Below are 19,465 nucleotides of genomic sequence, written 5' to 3'. Positions count from 1 at the left end.
CCATACCGGCGGCCAGGTCCTCCCACGGTGTGCTATACGGCTTTGATGGCTATTGGTTCGATGTTGCGCCGGCGCTGGCTGCCGGAAAAGAGCTTTCCGTCCTATGCGTATCTGCCGGGCAGGCAACCGCATCCCGTGCGCGATCCCGCAGGACATAGCTACAACAGCGAAGTCATGCCGTTGGCGGCAAAGGCGTCGCTGGATTCAGACATATTCCTCTGGGGTCTCGACCTCTTCAACCACGGCTATTACTGGGAAGCGCATGAGGCGTGGGAAGGGCTGTGGCAAGTTGCAGGCCGAGGCGCTCCGCTTCGGACGCTCTTCAAGGGATTGATCCTGTTATCGGCAGCCGGCGTGAAGATCCGCGAGGGCAAGCACGTGGCAGCGATACGTCATGCCGGACGCGCCGCGGCGCTCCTTCGTCGGCTGAACACTGCGGATCATACCTTCGAGCGCGCGCTCGGCATGTCGCCCGCAGGGCTCGCCGACCACGCAGAAGCCGCGGTACGGACCCCGGCAACCTTGCAGGCGACAGTGCTCGGTCAGCCCCAACCCGTGTTTGACTTCATTCTCGGACCGAGCTCCGGCGACCGGCCAAACGGTTCGCAAAAAAGAAGAAACGGTCATCCGTAGAAGACGCCAGGAATAGACCGGGCTCGTTGAGCCAACGTCACTGGCGAACGAGGAATGCCAGGATTCATTCACTGGCCGTATTTTCGTGTAGCGCGGAATTTCGTTACGTTATTTTCGGAGTTACAAAGCTCAAAGACCGCATGGCTGCACATCGGTTCCGGCGCCCGGCAGCCGAAACGATTTCCAGGGCCGACGCCTATCAGCGATAGCTTATGGCGATTCAGCGATAGCTTATGGCGATACTTAAGGTGCTGAGACATTTATTGCTTTCAGCCACAACCATCACTATGTAGCAAGACTTCCCCTGCCCCCTTTCAAACGACCTGGAGAATTTCATGACAGAAGAAGCCGACCACAACCTCGATGCCCTCATCGAGCTTACCGCCGAGGTCGTCTCAGCCTATGTCTCGAACAATCCGGTTCCAGTGGGGGACCTCTCCGCCCTGATCGGCCAAGTACATGCGGCGCTGAAAGGAACGGCCAGCAGCGCTTCCGTAGAACAGCCGCAGGCTCTCAAGCCTGCTGTCCCGATCAAAAAGTCCGTGATGGCGGACTACATCATCTGCCTTGACGATGGGAAGAAGTTCAAATCGCTCAAGCGCCATCTGTCGACCCACTACGGGCTGACGCCTGACGAGTACCGCGCCAAATGGGGCCTGCCGGCGGATTATCCGATGGTCGCGCCAAATTACGCCGCTGCGCGCTCGGCGTTGGCCAAGACGATGGGGCTCGGCCGCAAACCGAAAGAGCCGGAAAAGCCGGCGCCGGCGAAGCGGACGAGCAAGAAGGTCGCAGCCTGACTTTATCTCTCGAGGGTCGTGCGGGAGCGCGGCTGCTATCGGCATGATCTGCTCAGAATGTGAAACGAAAGGCGGAAGACCAAACTCCGCCTTATCTCGCGTTCATTCCCCTCTTGCTGGGACGCAGGAGAAAATTTAGCCGGCGTTACTGAGGCTGCCGGCAGAGGACTTGCCAGTGCGGCGGTCCTGTTCGATTTCATAGTTGATCTTCTGACCTTCATTCAGAGTTGAGAGACCCGCGCGTTCGACAGCGGAAACGTGGACGAAAACATCCTGACCGCCGTTGTCGGGCTGAATAAATCCAAATCCCTTGGTGCTGTTGAACCACTTCACCGTTCCAGTCGCCATATGCGTTTCCTTTGTACTATTGCAAATTGGGCAGGCGGTTAGGCCGTCCCGTTTTTGAAATCCAAGAGCTTCGAGTTAAACGCAGCAAATCGAATAATTGCAAGGCCTGCTTCGATCGGCCGGCGGGCGGCTTGCGCATGCGCCACTATCGCTCGTTGTCGGCGTAATGAAGGCAATTGCGCCGTTTGTAGCCGCATGGTGCGACCCGTTCGGGCCAATGAATTCCTCTCCCGTCCCATGAAATTGATCGCCTGGACACTGTCCAACCAACAAAGGCGCCGCCAGCTTCTCGATCCTGCGAAGCCATGTTAGGTTGAACCGGCTGTGGGATTGGCGATCGTCATCCTGCCATCCTCGCCGTTATGCCATTCGCCTTCAGTGCCGCCATCAGCATCGGCCCGACCGAAAACGCCCCCGCCCTGGCCTTGTCAGTCAGCACGCGCAGATAGCCGCCGGCGGAATTGATGTGCTGAGCGCGTTGCAGGATACAGGCAATCACGATCGCAGCGGTTTCCTGGCCCATCGCATGGCAGGCCTCCTCATATGCAGATGGCGAGACACCAAGGTAACCCCGCACCTGGGCGGCGGTAATCATGAGATCGCGCCAGTTGCTGATCCCGTCGACGGCATAGTCCACAATCTCCGGGCATGCTTTCAGCACAAGCCCAAGCGGATAGGCTTTCGGGGGCTCTGCGGTTCTCGTCCTTGGCTCGGCCGGCGCCCTGGCTTTCTCGAAAGCAGGTTCAAATTCAAAAATAGAGTCGGTATTTGAATCAGATTGCTGCCGCTCGTTTTGAGAGTCATTGCCGCCCGGATTCGTGGATTTCATATGATTGTCCAGCAGCTTAGTCACTTCCTCGTGTAATGCCGCAAGATCCGCGACAATCGGCTCGAGCGCGGCAATGCAGGCTCGGCGCGGAATTGCCTCCACAACGCCGCGGAAGCGCTTCCACAGGCCTCCCCAGTCGCCAGGGACGTCTTCGTCAAGAGACGCCTCTATCAGCTTGTGAATGTCGCGGCGGTGCAAGGTGATCCGCTCCCGCATAAGCCTGAGCGCCCTGTTGTCGGCGCGAACACGCTCGGCTGCTGCCTCGAACTCGTAAGCCCGGGCCAGCAGCGGCGCCAGGGAGAAGCCGAATGCTTCCTCGATCTCCCCTCCTCTGCCCTTGCGGGCATAACGCTTGCCGTTCGGGCTATCCCGACGGATGATCAGCCCGCAGTCCACAAGAGCCGCCAGGTGCCGCCTGAGCGTGGCATCAGGCATCCCGTGTGCCCTGAGGGACAGCTGAGCGTTCGAGGGAAAGACGATGAGGTCGTTTTCCTCACTCAACTCACTGTCAGGATAGAACGATAGCAACGCATTCAGGACGGCCAGAGCACGATCGCCGATGCCGACGATGCTCTTGCCTTCGCAGAGATTGCGGTAGATCTGCCACTTGTCGATGACCCTGCCCTTGGGAATCTCACGTGACTCGTTTTGCGCTGCCAACATGGCAAGCGACATCGGTCGCCGCCCAAAGGGCGTCGTTGCAATACCCGTCTCCATTTTCTTTCACCCTCGATTAGGCAAAAGAATTCTGCTCGCCAAAACGGCGCCACGACTCTTGACAGTGATTCGGGGAAATGCGATTCTCAGCTTGCGACAGACGAGAAGGGCTTCCGCGACGGTGACGTTCGGGGGCCTTTTTCTTTTGCGGTTTCAGTCTCCTGTTGATGTCTTCTCCGACTTTCTGAACGCCTCATAAAGGTTGCTCAGATTATCGGATATCCACGTCCCAAAGCGGCTGCCGTCCATCTCCTTCACGGCGATCGTGATGGCCTTGCCTGCTTTCTTGACGCTGACGCTAACTGATTTGTCCTCGGGGACCCACGACTGTGCTTGGGACCTCACGGCTGCCTTGCGAACCGGCTTCCCCTTCGCATTCAAGGCTACTAGCAGCCTGTCGAAGCGTTCGTTGCTCTCCAGCTCACCGAATTCTGGTTCGGACAAGATTGCATTAACCACTTCAGATTTCTTGCCGGCGAGCAGAGACAGCTCAACCCACCGCTCGCGGCCTATAGACGTAGCTGATCCAATCTTGCCGATCACAGATGTCGGAATTCTTGTGACAACTGATACCATCTTCGAGACCGCAGCGGCGTTCGAGGTCAATGCTGACGAGATCACATCTCTGTCGTACCCCAAATCCTCAAGGCGCTTTGCGAACATCGCCTTCTCGATGAAACTGAGATTTGCCCGAGCGGAATTCTCCTGTCCCTGGGCAATTACATGGGTCTTATCGTCGATCTCCTTGACGACCGCCCTCACCTTCCGTCCCAGCTCGCGGGCGACTCGGACCCTGCGATGGCCAAAGACGATCATGTAGCGGCCGTCTGAGCTCGGATGCGGACGGACAAGTATGGGAGAATCCTGCCCTCTCTCCCGAATCGCTTCCAGCAGCTCTTGATATTGTTCCTCGTCGTCGCCCATGCGGTCAGAAACGAACGAACCGTCGACTGCGCTTGGGTCGAGTTCGACGACATGCTCGCCCTCAAGATACGCATCCGCTTGCTTTGCCAATTCGTTGACAGAGCGGATCATGGATTTTGACGCGCCGCGGATCGGATATGCCGCAGCGGAGGCCGATGACGCCCGGTCGTCGGTCCCCGCTTCTACGAGGCCTGCAAGAAGATTCTTACGTGCCATATTTTACCTCCAGATAGCGCGTAGTCCATTGAATACATTTGGCAAAAGTCCACTTTTGTCAGCAGACAAAGTCAACGCCCCCATGCTTCATGAATTAAAGCTACGATTTCGCCGTTTACGACGTCCAAGGCTTCCATTGCCCGCTCGTATGTGGAACGGGTCATTGCATTCTTTTCGACTTCGTAGAGGGTCTGCTTGGTAATCCCCGCATCGGAAATCGCCGTTGATTTCAGCATCTGGTTCTTGAGAATGAATTCGCCGAACAGCGTATGCAGGAACGCCACCATCTGCGCTTGCGGCTGATCCGTGGGTTCGAATCGAGTAACAAGATAGCGATACCACTCCAGATTCACCTCCGCACCGGCCGCCCTGATCGGCTCCAGGATGTTCCCGAGCATCAGCAGAAACTGGCCCATGCTCATAACATCGAGCATCTGTGGATGGATCGTGATCAACACTGAGGTCGCCGCTGTCAGTGCGGTGATCGTCAGGTAGCCAAGCTGCGGCGGACAATCGATAACTATGACATCGTAGCGATCGTCGACCTCCATCAATGCCTTCGAGATGCGCGTGAAAAACGCCCTGCCCACATTCGACGACTTGTCCGTCATTGCCAGAGGCGTGTCGTATTCGAATTCCTGCAACTCTAGGTTCGCTGGGACGATGTCCAAGCCCGGGAAATTCGTCGGCTTGATGATCTCCGAGAGAGGCACCCTCTCGCCGTCATAACGAATCGCGTCGTAAAGCGATTTCGTCTGGTCGAGTTCAGGTTGGAACCCATGCAACGAAGAAAGCGACGCTTGCGGATCGAGATCGACAGCTAGGACACGGTGCCCGGTAAGCGCAAGGTATTGGGCGAGGTGGGCAGCGGTAGTGGTCTTCCCACTCCCCCCCTTGAAATTAACCACAGCTAAAATCTGAAGCTTCTCGCTCGGCCGCCGATGGGGAACATACATGCGGGCGTCAGACCGACCGTACTGGTCGAGATACTGGCGCAGCTCAAGCATCTGTTCAGCAGTGTACGAGCGTCTGCCCGACGTCGAGGTTTCCGGCACCGGCCCCTTTCCTTCCAGATGCAGTTTCTTCAGATGGCTCTGGGAAACCCCCAGATACGTGGCAACCTCCGCCAGCGAGAACGAACGAAGATTTTTCTTTGCGTGGGGAGGGAAGCGCTGCATCGAAAGCAGGTGCAACTTCTTCGATATCTGGTCGCCCTGATCGAGGATACTCTTCTCGAACAGCAGCGGGATTTTCGTAGGAACGGGCGAACTCACGTTCATTCGATCGAGACTCTCTAAAAACGATTTTTGACGTAAAAGCGCCAAGCAACCGTCATTATGTCCGATTCGTTCGCCCGGGCAAGAAATTTAAAGTTAACAAAAGCTTAATGGTCTCGGGATAAGATCACACGATGTGATTCATGCAGCTGAATATGCTACACAATTCGGCGATTTTGTCTGCGGACAAATCCTGCTTTTCCCAAGCACAAATCCTGCTTACCCAAGCGTCCCGCCCAAATTCTTTTCGGATTCCTTAGGCGACCCGCACCGGCGCATGGCAAGTGATCACGACATTGAGCTTCTGACGAATATCTGCAGATTAAACTCGACCGCGCTGACCCGACATTGCAAAGCGGCCATGTCATCTTTCGTCTCCCTTGAAGAAGCTAAACTAAGCGTTTCCAGCTGATACCTCGTCGGAGGAGAGGGCGGCGCTCATCAGCCCTTTGCATTCACGATAAACGCCAAGTGTGAGAACGGAATAATGGTGTCGAGTTCGCTCACCAGACGAAAATGTGCCGGCGTTCATCGCCCAGACCCCCCGAAGATGGTTCCCTCGGCGCGCAGCAGTTTTGCGTCTGACGCAGGTTCGAGAGCCGCAGGCTCATGGTGCTTGCTCAAAACAGATACGGTTTGTCCGCCCAGGCGAGCAGAATGGCGGCGTCCTGGTCAGGTAGCCGCACCCGGCCCGTGCGCAGGCCGTCGGCGATGGCGCGACCGACATTTGGATCGACCCAGTGGCCGTGGGTCATCAGAAAGAACCAGGCGAAAGGCAGACCGATTTCGGTGTCGATCGCCTCGATCCGCTCCATCAGCCGGTGCACGGAGACGCCTTCGTCGGCGAGCAGCCGCTCAGTCGGCATTTTGAGCGGCCGCGGGATAAAACCGATCTCGCGCCGGTCGCGATCCTCGAGGTCGTGGATGTCGAAGGCCCAGTGCGCAAAGATACGGTTGGCCGCCGCACTTGATCGTTCCCAGTCCGCAAAAAACCGGTTTTCGCGCGGCACGAAATCGAACCAGTCGGGATTGGCATCGAAAAACGCGGTGTCGAGCGTGCCGTCTGGCCTGACCTCGCGGATGACACGGTTTTCCAGCTCGGGCCGCTGCGCCTCGCGCAGTTCGCGTTCGATGCGCGTCCTGCGGGCCAAAAAACTGCGCATGTGGACGATGCCGCCGCCGGAACGGCCACGCAGCCGGTAGACTGGCCCTGCGAGCTGTTGTGTCTCGACCTCGGAACCGCGCAGAACCCAGGTCGGCTCGAACAGATCGTCGACATTGCGGGGACGATAGTCGGGATCGACCACCGCGCCGGCCAGAACCTCAATCTCACGGTCGAGGGAGATCTGCACGAAGTCGGCGACGCCGGGACCGGTCGGGGCAAAGGCGAAGGCCGTGGTACCGCGCCATTCGGCGAATTTTTCCCCGCTCTGGCGATGCCGATTCCAGAAGGCGTTGAGGTCACTGCCGACTTCGGCCAGTTCATACTCGACCCAGGCGCGATGGTCACCGAGGCGGGTGCCGTCGGCAGCGACAACGTCGTGAGGGTTGCACCAGTAGGGATCGTCGATGGTCGCGACGGTGAAGACGAAGCCCGGAAAGGCCTTGTTCAGGGCAGGGGCGAGTTCGACGTCGGCCGACTGCGGCTCTAAAGCTGCGAGCACGGTTTCGACGGAAGCGGGGTCGGGCAGGCGGACGGGTTTTTGCTCAGTCATTCTCGGGCTCCGGCCGGGTGGGAAATCCGCGCTTTTCTCGTCAAGGGAACGCCCTGCGTCGTCGTCGGCGATCTTGGAGGGCGATCCTGGCCGATTTGGGTCACGAGAACAACGCTGACGTCCCGGATCGCCGATGGTGCGGAAGAGGGGCGGCAACTTGTGCGACAAGCCGGAAATGACTATCTTACGCGCACTATGAGCAAGCATTTAGGTTCAGTCCTGACGACGGTGAACGCACCCTACAGTGATCAACTGGACGACGCGGCGCTGGCGCATTGCCTTGCTGATATCGATCTGGCCAAGCAGCACCCCGGTCATATCAGCGCCTTTCTCGGCGAGGTCCCGCTGGCCCAGCAAGTCGAGTTCGCAATCGCGCACCACATCGCGATTGACGACCTCAAGGCCTTTGCCGCCAAGTTCTCTGCCTGGGCCGGCGAGAGCTATCCGCTCGCCGCGTAGTGGCCAGGAGGTGGCGCGGCTGGTCAAACGCGCGGCCTTGGTCACCGGCGTGCGCGGGGATCTTTCCGAGGCTGACGCCGGCACCGGGCACAAAAGATGCTTCCAATTGGCGGCATAGGCGCGACGGGTGTTTGCCGAACTCGCTGCTTCGACATAAGCGCGCGCACGGTCAGCTTGATCCGCGTGCGTGCTAGGGCGGTGGCAGCAGCTTGAATGGTTCGGTCCTGGGCTTGAAAGGTGCCGAGAACTGCCATATCTTTTGCACAAGAAATATGACTCTCAATATGGTAGGATGAATTTTGTGGCCCATGCACTCAAGATCCCCGAGCAGAATGGACCTCTCATCTTGTCCTATATGGACCGGAACGGGAAGATTGCGATCGAGCAGGTCGCGGACGGTTTTGGCATGTCCAAGGGCCAGTTGGCCCAGACCGCCGGTCTTGCTCGCGAGACCCTTTATCGCTCAGAGCGCAGCGCTACGGTTAAGACACAGGGGCGTCTGCGGGAAATGCTTGAGATCATCAGTCGTGTGACGGATTGGGCGGGCGGCAAGGAGCAGGCGATGGCTTGGTATCGAGCTCAGCCGCTTCCAGCATTTGGCGGACGCACTGCTGAAGCGCTGGTGAAGGAAGGCAAGGCCGCTGCGGTCCGTGATTATCTCGATCACATGGCCGTTGGTGGTTTCGCTTGAGGTTCGTTGGAACCTGCTACCGGGCACACGATCCACGTTGGGCATTCAAGCCGACTTCCGGCGAAGGGGCGGCGATCAGAGGTGCGCGATTTAATCCCAAAGGCGTGCCGGCGCTCTATTTGGCGCTGACCATCATGACAGCGGTCAAGGAAGCCAACCAGGGGTTCGCGCACCGGATCGATCCTTGCGTGCTGTGTTCCTATGAGATCGACTGCCATGACATCGTGGATCTGACAACCGACGAGGCGAGGGGAGAATTTTCTATCGCGCTCGAGGACATGGCCTGCGCCTGGGCGACGGCGCTCAGCGACGGAGAGCGCCCGGCGTCCTGGTCCGTCTACGACCGGCTGCGGCCTCGCAGTATTGCCGGCATTGTGGTCCCAAGTTTCGCGCCGAGCGCCGAGATGGAGGATCGTAACCTGGTCCTTTGGAACTGGGGTCCGGGTCTGCCGCACAAGGTAACCGTATTCGACCCAAGCGGCCGGTTGCCGAAGGACCAGCTATCCTGGCGATAACGCACGTCTCGGCATCCGAAGGGCCGGGGAGGGGCCTTCTCCAGCGCCTAAAGCCCGGAGGCTTTTGTGAGGTTGACGCGGAAACGATCGCGTCTGCGCTGATATTTGCGGGTCATTTCAGCCGAGGCATGGCCGAGCTGTTTTTGGACATAGCGCTCGTCGACTTCGGCCGAGGAGGCCAGGCCGGCGCGCAACGAGTGGCCGGCAAACATCATGCCGCGCTGGCCTTCCGACAGATCGCCGCGCACGCCGGTCGCGAGCGCGGTGCGCTTGACCAGGCGCGCGACCTCCTGGTCGTTGAGCCGATCGGCGCCAACCGCCTTGCCCTGGCCGGTGACGCGCCTGAAGAGGGGACCGTGCGCGATACGCGCGAGCTTGAGCCAGGTCTCCAGCGCCACGACCGGGCAGGTGACATCGGACGAGCCGCGGCCGACTTCGACCTCGCGCCAGCCGGTCTTGCCGCGCAGCCGCACCAGCATGCCCTTGTCCAGGATCTCGATCCAGCCCGAAGAATCCTCGGTCTGGTCGCGCGAAACATCGAGGCCGACGATTTCCGAGCGGCGCAGCCCGCCGGCAAAACCGAGCAGCAGCATGGCGCGGTCGCGCAAGCCGCGTAGCGTGCCGCGGTCGAGCGTTTCCAGCATGGCGATCAGATCCTCGGGCAACACCGCCTCCTTCTGGCGGGGCGGGGCTGCGTGGGTGTTGCGGATGCCGGCCATGACGGTGGCGATGTGGCGGTCCTTCCTGTCCAGCGGCTGGCCGCGTTGCGCATAATTCCAGGTCAGCGAGGAGAGGCGGCGCTCGATCGTCGCCACGGATTTTTTGCGCCCCGCTGCCGCGCCTGTTGCACTGCCGGAGGCGAGCGCGGTGATGTAGAGCCCCACGGTTTGTGGATCGGGCGGCAACACGTCGAGATGCTGCCGGCGGGCCCAGGCGCAAAAATGCTTCCAGTCGGAGGCATAGGCGCGGCGCGTATTGGCCGAGCTCGCCGCCGCGACGTAATCGCGGGCGCGATCGGCCAGTGCGTCGAGATGCGCCGGCAGGCGCTCGGTCGAGACGACCGGAAGGAGAGGGGAGTGCACTTCGGCTTCCGCCGCCGGCTCTTGCGGCGCGCGGCCCATCTCCAGGACGACGTCGATGATGTCGGGCAGGTCGTCGGCGACCGTGGCGTCGGGCTCGGCCGCGCCTGCGGCCACGTTCTGGTTGACACGTTCCCGATCGACAGGGGGCGCCGTTTGCTGTGGTCGAGCGGAGCCGCGCCGAGTAGGGTTTTCGGGGTTTTGGTCGACGTGAGAGGCCATTTCTTCTATAAAGAGGAAAACGAACGATAAGGCAACATTATCATTCGTTTTGTTATTCCGACAGGCTGTGCGGAACATGGGCAATCTGTTGGCCAAAAGCGCACAGGCGATTTATCATAATCCGGCATGATTCGAGCTCCCACCCCGCCTTTTGTCACCCTGGCCACACCGACTGTGTCCGGCTGGGCGATCCCGCACGGACCAGTCGCGACCGACGCCGCGGCTGTCTTCATGGCAGGCGCGGCCCTCAACGCGCTGGACGTGCTAGTGCGCTCCGATCCGCCATGGGCGGGCGCCTGGCGACAACGCCTGGCACTGAGAAATGCCGTCGCGGCGGTGCGGCTCGCTGGCCGCATCGAGGACGAGGCAGCGTTGCGCGACGTCTGGAATTTGCGCCCGCCTGGGGCTGATTTGTCGGCAATCGGTCCCGCAGGTGGTATTTTGGCTGCTTGGCGTCGGCTCGTATCGAGGGTGCCCGAGCTCGATGCCGACATGCTTGCCGGCATCGTCGATTTGTTCGGTTTGCGATGGGGCGAGTTTTTTGCCTCTGTTGCCGACCAGGTCGTTCATCTGGTGGAGGACGATGACGGGAGACCGGCGCCGTACTCCGCCGCGGCGATCGTTGCTTACGTTTATCGTGCGCGTCTGGATGCCGAGCCGCTCGGTTGGTGGCTAGCGGACCTCGTGCTGGCGCGAAAGCTGCGTTGGCCAAGGCCGGTTCCGCTTTTGATGGCGCAGGTTTTTACGCCAGCCTTCCAGACAGAAGGCGGGCGCGGGATCGCGACGAGAATACGGCCCGGGGAGCAAAACTTCGAGCGGGCTGTGTGCCTGGCGCTGGCGCACGGCGCCACCGAGGCGTGCCGACTGGGAACTGAACTTGGCCGGCGCGCCGATAGGCTGTTGTCGGTAGCGCCAAAGCTCCGCGCCAAAGGGGCAGGGGAAGCGATCGAGAAACTGCTCGATGACGATGCGGTTTCCGGCGCGCTTGTAACCAAAAACCTGTCGCGTTTTGCGTCGCGCCGCTTGTTCGAGCGTTTGCGGACCCTCGACGCTGTACGTGAACTCTCGGGACGTTCGACATTTCGGCTGTATGGCCTGTGACCATGCCAGCAACATCTGAAAGGCGCAATGACATAAAGGAAAGCCAGCCAATGCCGGTCGACACCGAACTTGAGCATTTGCCGGCGGCGTTGCGATGGCGTGAATGGATGGGTCGCATCGAAGCGGTGATCTTCGCCGCAAGCGAACCGGTGACGCGAGAGATCCTGGCGCGCGTCGTCGGCAAGAGCTGCAACATCGATCTGATCATTGACGACATCCGCGACGAATTGCGCGGTCGACCCTACGAACTCGTTTCCGTCGCAGGCGCCTGGCAGCACCGGACGCGGAAAAATTACGCGGACGCCATTCGCGCCGCAACGGGCCAAGGTGCCGACAGCAGTGCAGGAAGATCCCTGTCGCAGCTGGAAAATCTGGTCCTCATGTGCATTGCCTATTTCCAACCAATCACCCGCGCCGAGCTGTCGTCCTTCTTTGGCAAGGAAGTGAGCCGCGACCTGATCGGTGTGCTGCGTTCGCAGGACTTCATTGCGTCCGGTCCCCGAAGCCCCACCCAAGGGGCACCCTACACCTATGTGACGACCAGGACGTTTATGTCCCACTTCGGGCTCAACACGCTGCGAGACCTGCCGGACTTTGATGCGCTCGAGGATGCCGGATTGCTGTCGAAGGAGAAACTGCTTGCGGGAGAGAGTCCCTTCGGGCTTCTGGGTGGCGAGGACCCGTCTGATGGCGAACCTTCCGGGGTTGAGGAAATCGGCCAAACAGAGTGACGGTCTCGGTGGCGTTGGCCAGCAGGCCGCTGCCAATGAAGAGTTGTGGGTCGAAGTACCTGGAGTCTAGAAAATGGATGATGATACCAAACCTCAACAACCCAAATCGGTGAGTGAGGCCACACTGGAGGCGCGTCTTGCGAAGTTCGTCGCCGCGACGTTTCCCGGGCTGGCGATCGACCTTCAGGAAACATTCACAATCCGTCTGGGCCACTCGGATCACGCCATCGGAAGCAAGCAAACCTGGGCCGGGGGGCGGGCCGACATTCTTATTCGGAACGGCGGCAAGCCTCTCGCGGTCATCGAGCTGAAGGCGCCAGACGAGAGCATCGACAAGGATGCGGTACGCCAGGCGCTGTCCTACGCGCGCTTGGTCGAACCCATGGCTCCGCTAGCAATCGTCACGAACGGTGTCGAGACCTCCATACTGCGAAGCTTCGACGGCGCGGTCGTTGATACCGAAACATTCGACGAGGCGGCGGTTGCGGCAAGGTTCAAAGATGCAAGTCAGCTTGCGGGGGCGATCTACGACGACGCCGTGAGAGACCTGCTGGCCCGTGATGACATCGTCTTTGCCGATCTGCTTCGATCGGCATCGGTGCGCGCTCTTGACCAAATGACCGGCGATGTCAGGGATCTCACGCGGCCTCTATGCAAGGAATTCTCTATACCACGCACGGCCGTTGAGGCCCTTGCAGAATCCATCCACGCTGGCAACCGAGTGACGGTGCTTGTCGGTCCGGCGCTTTCCGGGCGCACCAACGTACTCGCTCAGTTGTGCGCGCGCGGCGATCTTACGCCAATCTTTGTCGACGCGGTTGCTGCCGACCATGGCCCGATCCGGTTCATGGCAAATGTCATAGCAGCCAAGCTGTTCCGGTCGGCCAGCGAGGACACGGTCCGACACTGGCTTCTGCACCGCCTCCAGCAACCAGCCGCTCATCCAATCGCAATTGTCGTTGACGGCTGGGGCGGTGGATCGGGAGAGCGAACCCGACAGGACGTGTCGGAACTCATTCAACTCTGTGGGGGTAACGGCATTGCAATTGTGACAGCGATTGACGAGGCCTGGTTTGAAAGTCTGGCCACCACCGGGTCGGGGCAGGTATCAGCATTTGGGCGCGAGGCTGTCAGGATCGACCTTGATCCTCTTTCTCAACCCGAGTTCGCCACGGCAGTGCAACTGATCGCCGAGGACTGGAACCTTCATTGCGATAGCGGCTCACAGTTCAACGCAGACTACCGTCAGCCTCGCATTCTCCGTCTCCTGCTTGCGCAAAAGCCATTGGGCTCACCGCCAATCATCGACGAGGAACGCATGATGATGAGCATTACCCGTGTCCCGACCGTCACTGGCCCAAGCCTTCTTGACGGCGCCTGGGAGAGGATAGCCAATGGCACCATGCGGGATGACTTCCTGCGCTTCGCAAAGGCGTTCATGGAAGACGAATCCGGGCAGCCGGGCGACCCGCGTGCGATCATGCTCATAAAAGGCCTTGGTGCCATTTCCCTGCAGGGAGCTGAGGCAAAGCTTGGCGAACCAAGGATCAAACGACTCGTCGATAGCGGTTTGGCTTCATACTTGTCGATGCCTGACGGAGACCGCTTTTTGTATCCGCGCGTGCCAGAGATTCTCGCCAAAGCGGCTGCGATTGTCATCGCTCGCGACATTCTAAGGGCCAACATCAACTCGGAGGAAGAAGCGAACGATCTGTACGACATGTTCATAGCGAGCTGCGGTGGCCTGCCGCTTCCCGACGTTGTCGGCGCCGCGGTGCTGCAGGAGCTTGCCCACGACAATGGCGATCTGCTGCCTTGGTTCATTGAAACAATGCTGGAAGACAGACCAAACGTCACGACAATTGGCGATGGTGCGACGATAATCATTCGAGCGCCCGATGGCATTTCGGAAGAGTTGGAGGTTCCTCTCGGTGCAGGCGGTCCGGCGATCGGCAATGATCTTCCATTTCTGATCCTGTCTCAGATTCTCGCGCTACCCATGGCCCGGAATGAAGTTGGAGACATCAATGTCAGTCTCGCTCTGGAGATCGGCGCATCCCCAAACTTCCTGCTTCGCGTCGATGAAAGACTTCAGGAATGGCTCGGTCTTGAAACCCATGATTTGCCCGGGGGAGGTTCCGTCGTCTGTCCGAACGCTGGCGTGGTCGAGCCAGTGGTGAATTCGATAATCCAATTCGTTCAGGCGCCTCAGCTTCGCAGCAGGGCTCCCATTATGATTGAGCAGATGGCCAACTATGCGGCGGCGGAGCCGCCGCGTCCTGCACTCGCCCTGCGCCTATGGACTGCATTCGGGGTGCTTGAAACCTCGGTTGTAGAGTCGATCGCAGCTGCCGCAGCGAAAGCGCGAGCGGAGTTTTTGAAGCCTTTGTTCGAGAGGCTTGCGTCAGACACTCACCCAAATGATAGGTGACAGCCCCGAAGTATCTGCAGATGTTTCGAGCCGAACGATACTCGATCCCAACTGCAGGCTCGAATCTGTGGCGTCATATGCAGGGTTGGGAATGGTGTTCTCAAAGCCCGGACGGACTTTACCAGATCATCGAACCTGACGAGATTTCCCATCGTCGCCATATTGGTTACAACATGGGTCCAAACTGGTGACAACAGGCGATAGAGACCATGGTTGTCCCAAAGCGCACGGCAGCTTAGCCACGAGAGAGCGACACCGCCTGGCCCTCGATGGAACCCACTAGCCCGCTGCCTCACCACCAACCTGGGCCGCGACGGCTTCCTCGAAGACGGCGGTCTCCGCTATTGGCGCGGAGACGTTGGCGGCGATGAATATCGAATCGTGCTCCACCGTTATGAGTACTCCGCCGTTCTGGTTATTTTGCTTTGCCTCTGGGTTTCTGGTGATATAGCCCAAAAGCGGAGGTTTTGTGCCGTCCGCGGGTTTCTCGTGCGAGCGGATCTCGCCATATCCGCCAGCCAGCTTGCCGAGTGGCAGGCCCCTTTGCAGAAGCCGGGGTAAAGTGTCGGTTGTTTTGAGGGCTTTGAGCGGGTCCTTTCCCTTCGGAATGACCTTGTCGTCAGGAATTGCCGCAACCGCGGCCATCAGTTCATCGATAGCGGCTTCAGTCATGACGAGGCGGGCATTCTCGGCATTATCCTCGTCACGTCCGAGGTAGCAGACGGCTCCATCTTGAGCGAGCGTCGGCAGGTCGAGGGTCTGCAGGGTCTTTGTGTCGTCGAAATACGAGACGGTGACCGTCACAGGAAACGTCGCCGGCATTTTGGCGGGTAATCCCACCCGACCAAGGCGCGTTAACAGCGATTGTTGCAGGTCGAGCGCATAGTTTTCCCGCATTCGCTGAAACAGGAAATAGGGTCCGTCAGCCGCAAGCAGTTTTCCAATTGCAGCGCGATTCTCGGATCGCAAGTCTTTAGCATCCCATTCCAGTCGAATGGCGCTGCCGTCCTCTAAGCGGCCCAGAGGCGTCGTCAGGGAATTGCCGTAGGCCCACGACGTATACGTCAACGGGCTGACGTCGCCGGCAAGCAGCAGAATTCGTTTCGTACCCTCTTCGCGCACGAGATCGCATGCCGGCGTCATCACGATGAATGCGTCGCGAAGGTCTGTTTCCTGGCTGGGCGCGGGATAGTCGCGGCGCAGGAAAACATCGCCGAAAGCAATTGAAGGTTCGAGTTTGTTGGTGGCCACGCCAAGCCGTGCGCGATGCTGCCAGACGGTCTGGTGAACGAGATGCTGGAGGTCACTGGTTCCGGCAATATGGGGAGCGGGATAGAGACTAAGGTCGACCTCCTCGAGTGCGCGGGCCGCCTCGATGGTCGGGCCATCAGCCTCGATCTCAAACTGGAGGGCGCTATCAAACACGTCGACAAGGTAGCTGCCCAGCGGCTGCCCTTCGAAGTTCAAGAGCAACTGACTGATCTCACCATAGTCGGAGAGATCGAGCCGTCTTACGGTCTTGAAGAAACGAGCCGCCGCCTCTTTGAGGCTCCCTTCGTAATTCGATAGGAAAGTTGCGATCTTTACCGCATCAACAAGGTGCGTCGCTAAGCGCTCTAGCGTACGTGGAAGGTTGTCCGCCTTAAGCAAATCGTCCTTGCGGTAAAACCTAAACAGGGCCCCAAGGAGCTTCGCTTGGTCCCGGAAGTCGGCTCGCTTGTCATTTAGTAAATGACTGCGTGACATGAGCACCACGGGCGGCGGCGAGGCTTGACGTGCAACCATCAGCTCCTTCACCAGGGTGATTGACTGCGCAATGTCATCAGGCTCCTGGAGGTTTCCAAGGAAGAGATCGGCGAAGATGAGATCGGCAGTCTTGGCGGCCTCAACAACGGTCCGTCCCATGCGGATCGGGGTAATTCCAAAGGTACCCAGCGCGACTTCGAGGTCAGCGAGAAATTTGGTGTCGGCCTTCTTATTGTTTTCGTAATCCGTGAAGAGTTCGCTCGCGAGCGCCGCCAGCCCCTTCCTCCCCTTCCATACCGCCGTCACGAAAGCATCACTATGGATCAGCTCGGACCCGTCGATGTTCTCGTAATCTGGGAAGAGCTCCACCAAGACGTCTTCGTACGCGCCAGCATCAGCAAAGAAGGTCGACCATGCGTCTGCATCGATGTCGCTTGCCTTAGGCACCTCGTCATAGGCGTCATCGATGATGACCGCGGTCTGGATGCCCTTGTCCCTAAGAAGCGCATTAAGTGTCATGGGACGAACGCCGCTTCCGGTAGCTCAAGAACAAACTCATTATGGCGACGTGTCTGCGAGTCCTGCTTGTCTGATATCGACAAGGTGCCGCCAAGATGTTCGGCGTTCTCTTTCGCAATATAGAGCCCGAGACCGCGTCGCTTCGACTTTTCCTTCAGCGACCAGAAAGGTCGGAAGATCTTTTCGATGTGATCGTGCGCGATGCCGCTGCCATTGTCCTCGAACGTGATAGTGGGCGGGTTGCTTTCGATGGTGACGGTTATGGTGGGAACGAGCCGCGGCTCCCGGTTTTGCCGCATCTGAATCCAATAGAGAGAGTTGGAAAGCAGGTTCTCAATGATCTGAATCACCATGCCTTTTACAAGTCGCACGCGAATGGGATTTTTGGGCTTACTGATCTTGAGCAACACGCCATGGCGCGCAAATTGCGCCGCGTGGCCCTCTTGAATGTCGTCGAAGAGCTCTGCGAGATCGAATGTTTCGGAGCGCTGGCGACCGGAAACGCTGAGCTGATCAAGTACGCGAAGCCGCTTGGACACACTTTTCATTTCGGAGCGCAAGGTGTCGAGGCGCGCCTTGAGCTCGGATGGCAGGTCTCGGCCTTTTAGGGCCTCCAGAGCTTGCAGTGCGCCCTCGGTTGCGCGCGCGAGCTCGTGAGCCACGACCTCGACCATCAGGCCCACGCCGGCCATTTGAATCATTTGCTTGCCGTCCGCTTCGACTTCTTCGATGCGTTTCTGAGCTCGTGCTGTGAGATCTTGGAACTCGACGAGTGCATGCTGAAGGTCATCGACGACATCTTGTTCGTCCTTGGGAACCAGCCTCCGAACTCGGGCAACCGCGGCAGAGGCGCGCGATTTCAGCTCGGCGATTTGCGATTTCATGTCGCCGAGCTCAACTGGGGTGAGCTTGTGTCGCCTGTCTACGTCCTTGAAGAAGCCCCAGAGTAGGTCCTTGATGACATGGCCCAGGACTTGAACAAAGGCAGCTTGTTCTGGGTTGACACGGAGACCTTCGCGATTGGTTTGATCGAGCAGGTGGGGGTTGCCTGCCCGCGTGATCTGAACGTGTCCGACAAACTGGTTTTTGTTCAGGACATATCCGGTGCGGCCGAGCGCGCGCCTGTCTAGCCCGAGCCAGTCATCCTCCTCATCGCCATAGGGAAAAACGCGGAAGCCATCGCGAAAGAGCAGAATTCCACTCCAAGTTTTCTGCAGGTCGCGAACGTCATTGCGAGTACCGATGCCGTCGATTGCGGTGAAGTGGCGGCGATTGTACCAGTAACCTTCGAAGTAGAAGGGCCCAACGGAGACAAGCGCAGTCGATGGAATTTCTCCCGAGGTTCCGGTGAGGAGACCCTCAAGATCTGGCTCCGTGAGTGTCAAGACGTCCGACTCCCGCGGATGGGGGTAGCCGAGGTTGACCGCGTCCATTCGGACAAACAGCCCGGGCTTCCCCTCCTTGACCTCATATCGGCCCGTAAACGAGGCGTGGGCGGCTTCCAGAAGCGTCTTGTCCATAAAGTCGATAGGGATGCGCGTTCCATTCCAGGAAAGGACAAGGCGGGGTCGCTTTTTAGGGTCAAGGAAGGGATCAGTAAGTCGCGCGAAGTCGTACCGAGCGAATTGCAGTAGGCGCGCCTCGGTCCAGTCCTCCCGGAGGTCACCAATGGTTAGACGTGTGCCGCTCCAAGCCCCATCCGGCTTAGAGCCGGCAGTACGGGGTTCGAACTTCACGTCCTCGATCATGGCATCAAGATCAGCGAAGGCCTTCCAGTTGATGTCTAGAACGTTGACAGTCCGATCGTCGGACTTCGCAGTCTCAACTCTTAGGCGCTCACCTAGCCGCATGGCGGAAAGACGCCCGATGCCCTTCTCACCCAAATAGGGCGTCGTCGCCCGGCCGGTGGCGATCGAGCTGTCGACCTCGTGTTTGCGCGAAGGGGTTCCGATAGTCAGGTAGTAGCGTTTCAGTTCGTCCATCGACATACCGTCCCCTGTATCGGAAACGGTTATGGTGTTGGCTTCGGCGTAACCGTCATCAAGGTTGGCAATGAAGTCTTCGATGGACTTGCTCGCCAGAGTTGGCGCGAATGATGCGCGAGCGTTGGTGGCGGTAGGGTCGAGGCGACTCTCGAGATCGCTGCGAAGGTCACTGAGCGCCTCGGCGCTGCTCGCCTCAAGAGCACGAGCACGGATCTTAAGATAGGAGTTGCGCCGAAGCGGGACATTGAATGCCAGCTCCACCCCTTTCCGAGAATGGGCGTCGATGGCATTCTTGATGAGTTCGTAGAACGCAATGATATCCGAGCTAATTAGCTCGGCGCCCAGCTCCAAGACTGTGCGGGCAGATATTTTGAACAAGTGGCCCCCTCGGTCGGCAATATCCAGGCAGAACTGACTGCTCTAAGTCCCAGCAGCTTAGCATCAAGCGAAGGTGTCAAGAACCTCCCTCTGACTTCCGGCCCAATGCCGGTGACTTTGCCCTCTACAGCTCTTTTGGCAGTGGCAAT

General features: G+C 59.1%; 16 protein-coding genes. 8 read left to right on the top strand and 8 right to left on the bottom strand.

Features of this window, described 5'->3' with window-relative positions:
* Positions 1 to 45 precede the first annotated feature (45 nt).
* Positions 46 to 633 (top strand): DUF309 domain-containing protein, encoded by a 588-nt coding sequence (locus tag O7A05_RS10730; protein WP_337093012.1) that lies wholly within the window; start codon positions 46 to 48, stop codon positions 631 to 633.
* 335 nt (positions 634 to 968) lie between these two features.
* The gene (locus tag O7A05_RS10725; protein ID WP_337093010.1) at positions 969 to 1,433 is read left to right on the top strand and encodes a Ros/MucR family transcriptional regulator; all 465 of its coding nucleotides are present in this window, start codon (positions 969 to 971) and stop codon (positions 1,431 to 1,433) included.
* Positions 1,434 to 1,568: 135 nt separating this feature from the next.
* Here O7A05_RS10725 and O7A05_RS10720 read toward each other — a convergent pair whose 3' ends face one another.
* From O7A05_RS10720 to O7A05_RS10700, 5 genes are all read right to left on the bottom strand, one after another.
* On the bottom strand, positions 1,569 to 1,781 hold the full coding sequence (locus O7A05_RS10720; RefSeq protein ID WP_337093009.1) for a cold-shock protein: 213 nt from the start codon (positions 1,779 to 1,781) through the stop codon (positions 1,569 to 1,571).
* Positions 1,782 to 2,121: 340 nt separating this feature from the next.
* On the bottom strand, positions 2,122 to 3,327 hold the full coding sequence (repC, locus tag O7A05_RS10715) for a plasmid replication protein RepC (protein ID WP_337093008.1): 1,206 nt from the start codon (positions 3,325 to 3,327) through the stop codon (positions 2,122 to 2,124).
* Between the two features lie 153 nt (positions 3,328 to 3,480).
* Positions 3,481 to 4,467 (bottom strand): plasmid partitioning protein RepB, encoded by a 987-nt coding sequence (gene repB, locus O7A05_RS10710; RefSeq protein WP_224616961.1) that lies wholly within the window; start codon positions 4,465 to 4,467, stop codon positions 3,481 to 3,483.
* Between the two features lie 71 nt (positions 4,468 to 4,538).
* Complete coding sequence (repA, locus tag O7A05_RS10705; protein ID WP_337093087.1) at positions 4,539 to 5,747, bottom strand: plasmid partitioning protein RepA; 1,209 nt, start codon at positions 5,745 to 5,747, stop codon at positions 4,539 to 4,541.
* A gap of 617 nt (positions 5,748 to 6,364) precedes the next feature.
* Complete coding sequence (locus tag O7A05_RS10700; RefSeq protein ID WP_337093006.1) at positions 6,365 to 7,459, bottom strand: hypothetical protein; 1,095 nt, start codon at positions 7,457 to 7,459, stop codon at positions 6,365 to 6,367.
* On the opposite strand from O7A05_RS10700, the gene O7A05_RS10695 reads away from it, so the two are divergent.
* The 3 genes from O7A05_RS10695 (at position 7,448) to O7A05_RS10685 (ending at position 9,124) form a co-directional block, all read left to right on the top strand.
* Positions 7,448 to 7,918, top strand: coding sequence for a hypothetical protein (locus tag O7A05_RS10695; RefSeq protein WP_337093005.1), 471 nt, complete (start codon positions 7,448 to 7,450; stop codon positions 7,916 to 7,918). The genes O7A05_RS10700 and O7A05_RS10695 overlap by 12 nt on opposite strands.
* 301 nt (positions 7,919 to 8,219) lie before the next feature.
* A complete protein-coding gene (locus O7A05_RS10690) occupies positions 8,220 to 8,609 on the top strand; it encodes an MbcA/ParS/Xre antitoxin family protein (protein WP_411908802.1) in 390 nt (129 codons plus the stop codon).
* Positions 8,606 to 9,124 carry an RES family NAD+ phosphorylase gene (locus O7A05_RS10685; RefSeq protein WP_337093004.1) on the top strand — a complete coding sequence of 173 codons (519 nt, stop codon included), beginning with the start codon at positions 8,606 to 8,608 and terminating at the stop codon, positions 9,122 to 9,124. Before O7A05_RS10690 ends, O7A05_RS10685 begins: the two co-directional genes overlap by 4 nt.
* Positions 9,125 to 9,171: 47 nt before the next feature.
* Here O7A05_RS10685 and O7A05_RS10680 read toward each other — a convergent pair whose 3' ends face one another.
* A complete protein-coding gene (locus O7A05_RS10680; protein WP_337093003.1) occupies positions 9,172 to 10,425 on the bottom strand; it encodes a site-specific integrase in 1,254 nt (417 codons plus the stop codon).
* A gap of 126 nt (positions 10,426 to 10,551) precedes the next feature.
* Between O7A05_RS10680 and O7A05_RS10675 the strand changes: the two genes are divergently transcribed.
* The 3 genes from O7A05_RS10675 to O7A05_RS10665 all read left to right on the top strand — a co-directional run bounded on the left by O7A05_RS10675 (position 10,552) and on the right by O7A05_RS10665 (position 14,688).
* Positions 10,552 to 11,526 (top strand): DUF1403 family protein, encoded by a 975-nt coding sequence (locus O7A05_RS10675; protein WP_337093002.1) that lies wholly within the window; start codon positions 10,552 to 10,554, stop codon positions 11,524 to 11,526.
* Positions 11,527 to 11,528: 2 nt separating this feature from the next.
* A complete protein-coding gene (scpB, locus tag O7A05_RS10670) occupies positions 11,529 to 12,257 on the top strand; it encodes an SMC-Scp complex subunit ScpB (protein ID WP_415926991.1) in 729 nt (242 codons plus the stop codon).
* A gap of 73 nt (positions 12,258 to 12,330) precedes the next feature.
* Entirely contained in the window at positions 12,331 to 14,688 is a 2,358-nt protein-coding gene (locus O7A05_RS10665; protein WP_337092999.1) for a type I restriction endonuclease, read from the top strand.
* Positions 14,689 to 14,967: 279 nt separating this feature from the next.
* Here O7A05_RS10665 and O7A05_RS10660 read toward each other — a convergent pair whose 3' ends face one another.
* Together O7A05_RS10660 and O7A05_RS10655 are read right to left on the bottom strand one after the other, a co-directional pair.
* Complete coding sequence (locus O7A05_RS10660) at positions 14,968 to 16,953, bottom strand: hypothetical protein (RefSeq protein WP_337092998.1); 1,986 nt, start codon at positions 16,951 to 16,953, stop codon at positions 14,968 to 14,970.
* Positions 16,950 to 19,316 carry a sensor histidine kinase gene (locus O7A05_RS10655; RefSeq protein ID WP_337092997.1) on the bottom strand — a complete coding sequence of 789 codons (2,367 nt, stop codon included), beginning with the start codon at positions 19,314 to 19,316 and terminating at the stop codon, positions 16,950 to 16,952. Before O7A05_RS10655 ends, O7A05_RS10660 begins: the two co-directional genes overlap by 4 nt.
* Positions 19,317 to 19,465 lie beyond the last annotated feature (149 nt).

It is taken from the genome of Mesorhizobium argentiipisi (SeqCode) (assembly GCF_037179585.1).
Taxonomy (GTDB): Bacteria; Pseudomonadota; Alphaproteobacteria; order Rhizobiales; family Rhizobiaceae; genus Mesorhizobium; species Mesorhizobium argentiipisi.
Note: the sequence above shows the minus strand (reverse complement) of the source record. Positions and strands in the feature narration are given on the sequence as shown.

Bases quoted from the DNA above. Each gene is read 5' to 3' on its own strand.
- O7A05_RS10680 (WP_337093003.1), bottom strand. From the start codon at position 10,425: ATGGCCTCTCACGTCGACCAAAACCCCGAAAACCCTACTCGGCGCGGC.
- scpB (WP_415926991.1), top strand. From the start codon at position 11,529: ATGCCAGCAACATCTGAAAGGCGCAATGACATAAAGGAAAGCCAGCCA.
- repC (WP_337093008.1), bottom strand. From the start codon at position 3,327: ATGGAGACGGGTATTGCAACGACGCCCTTTGGGCGGCGACCGATGTCG.
- repB (WP_224616961.1), bottom strand. From the start codon at position 4,467: ATGGCACGTAAGAATCTTCTTGCAGGCCTCGTAGAAGCGGGGACCGAC.
- O7A05_RS10730 (WP_337093012.1), top strand. From the start codon at position 46: ATGGCTATTGGTTCGATGTTGCGCCGGCGCTGGCTGCCGGAAAAGAGC.
- O7A05_RS10725 (WP_337093010.1), top strand. From the start codon at position 969: ATGACAGAAGAAGCCGACCACAACCTCGATGCCCTCATCGAGCTTACC.
- repA (WP_337093087.1), bottom strand. From the start codon at position 5,747: ATGAACGTGAGTTCGCCCGTTCCTACGAAAATCCCGCTGCTGTTCGAG.
- O7A05_RS10665 (WP_337092999.1), top strand. From the start codon at position 12,331: ATGGATGATGATACCAAACCTCAACAACCCAAATCGGTGAGTGAGGCC.
- O7A05_RS10660 (WP_337092998.1), bottom strand. From the start codon at position 16,953: ATGACACTTAATGCGCTTCTTAGGGACAAGGGCATCCAGACCGCGGTC.
- O7A05_RS10700 (WP_337093006.1), bottom strand. From the start codon at position 7,459: ATGACTGAGCAAAAACCCGTCCGCCTGCCCGACCCCGCTTCCGTCGAA.
- O7A05_RS10675 (WP_337093002.1), top strand. From the start codon at position 10,552: ATGATTCGAGCTCCCACCCCGCCTTTTGTCACCCTGGCCACACCGACT.
- O7A05_RS10720 (WP_337093009.1), bottom strand. From the start codon at position 1,781: ATGGCGACTGGAACGGTGAAGTGGTTCAACAGCACCAAGGGATTTGGA.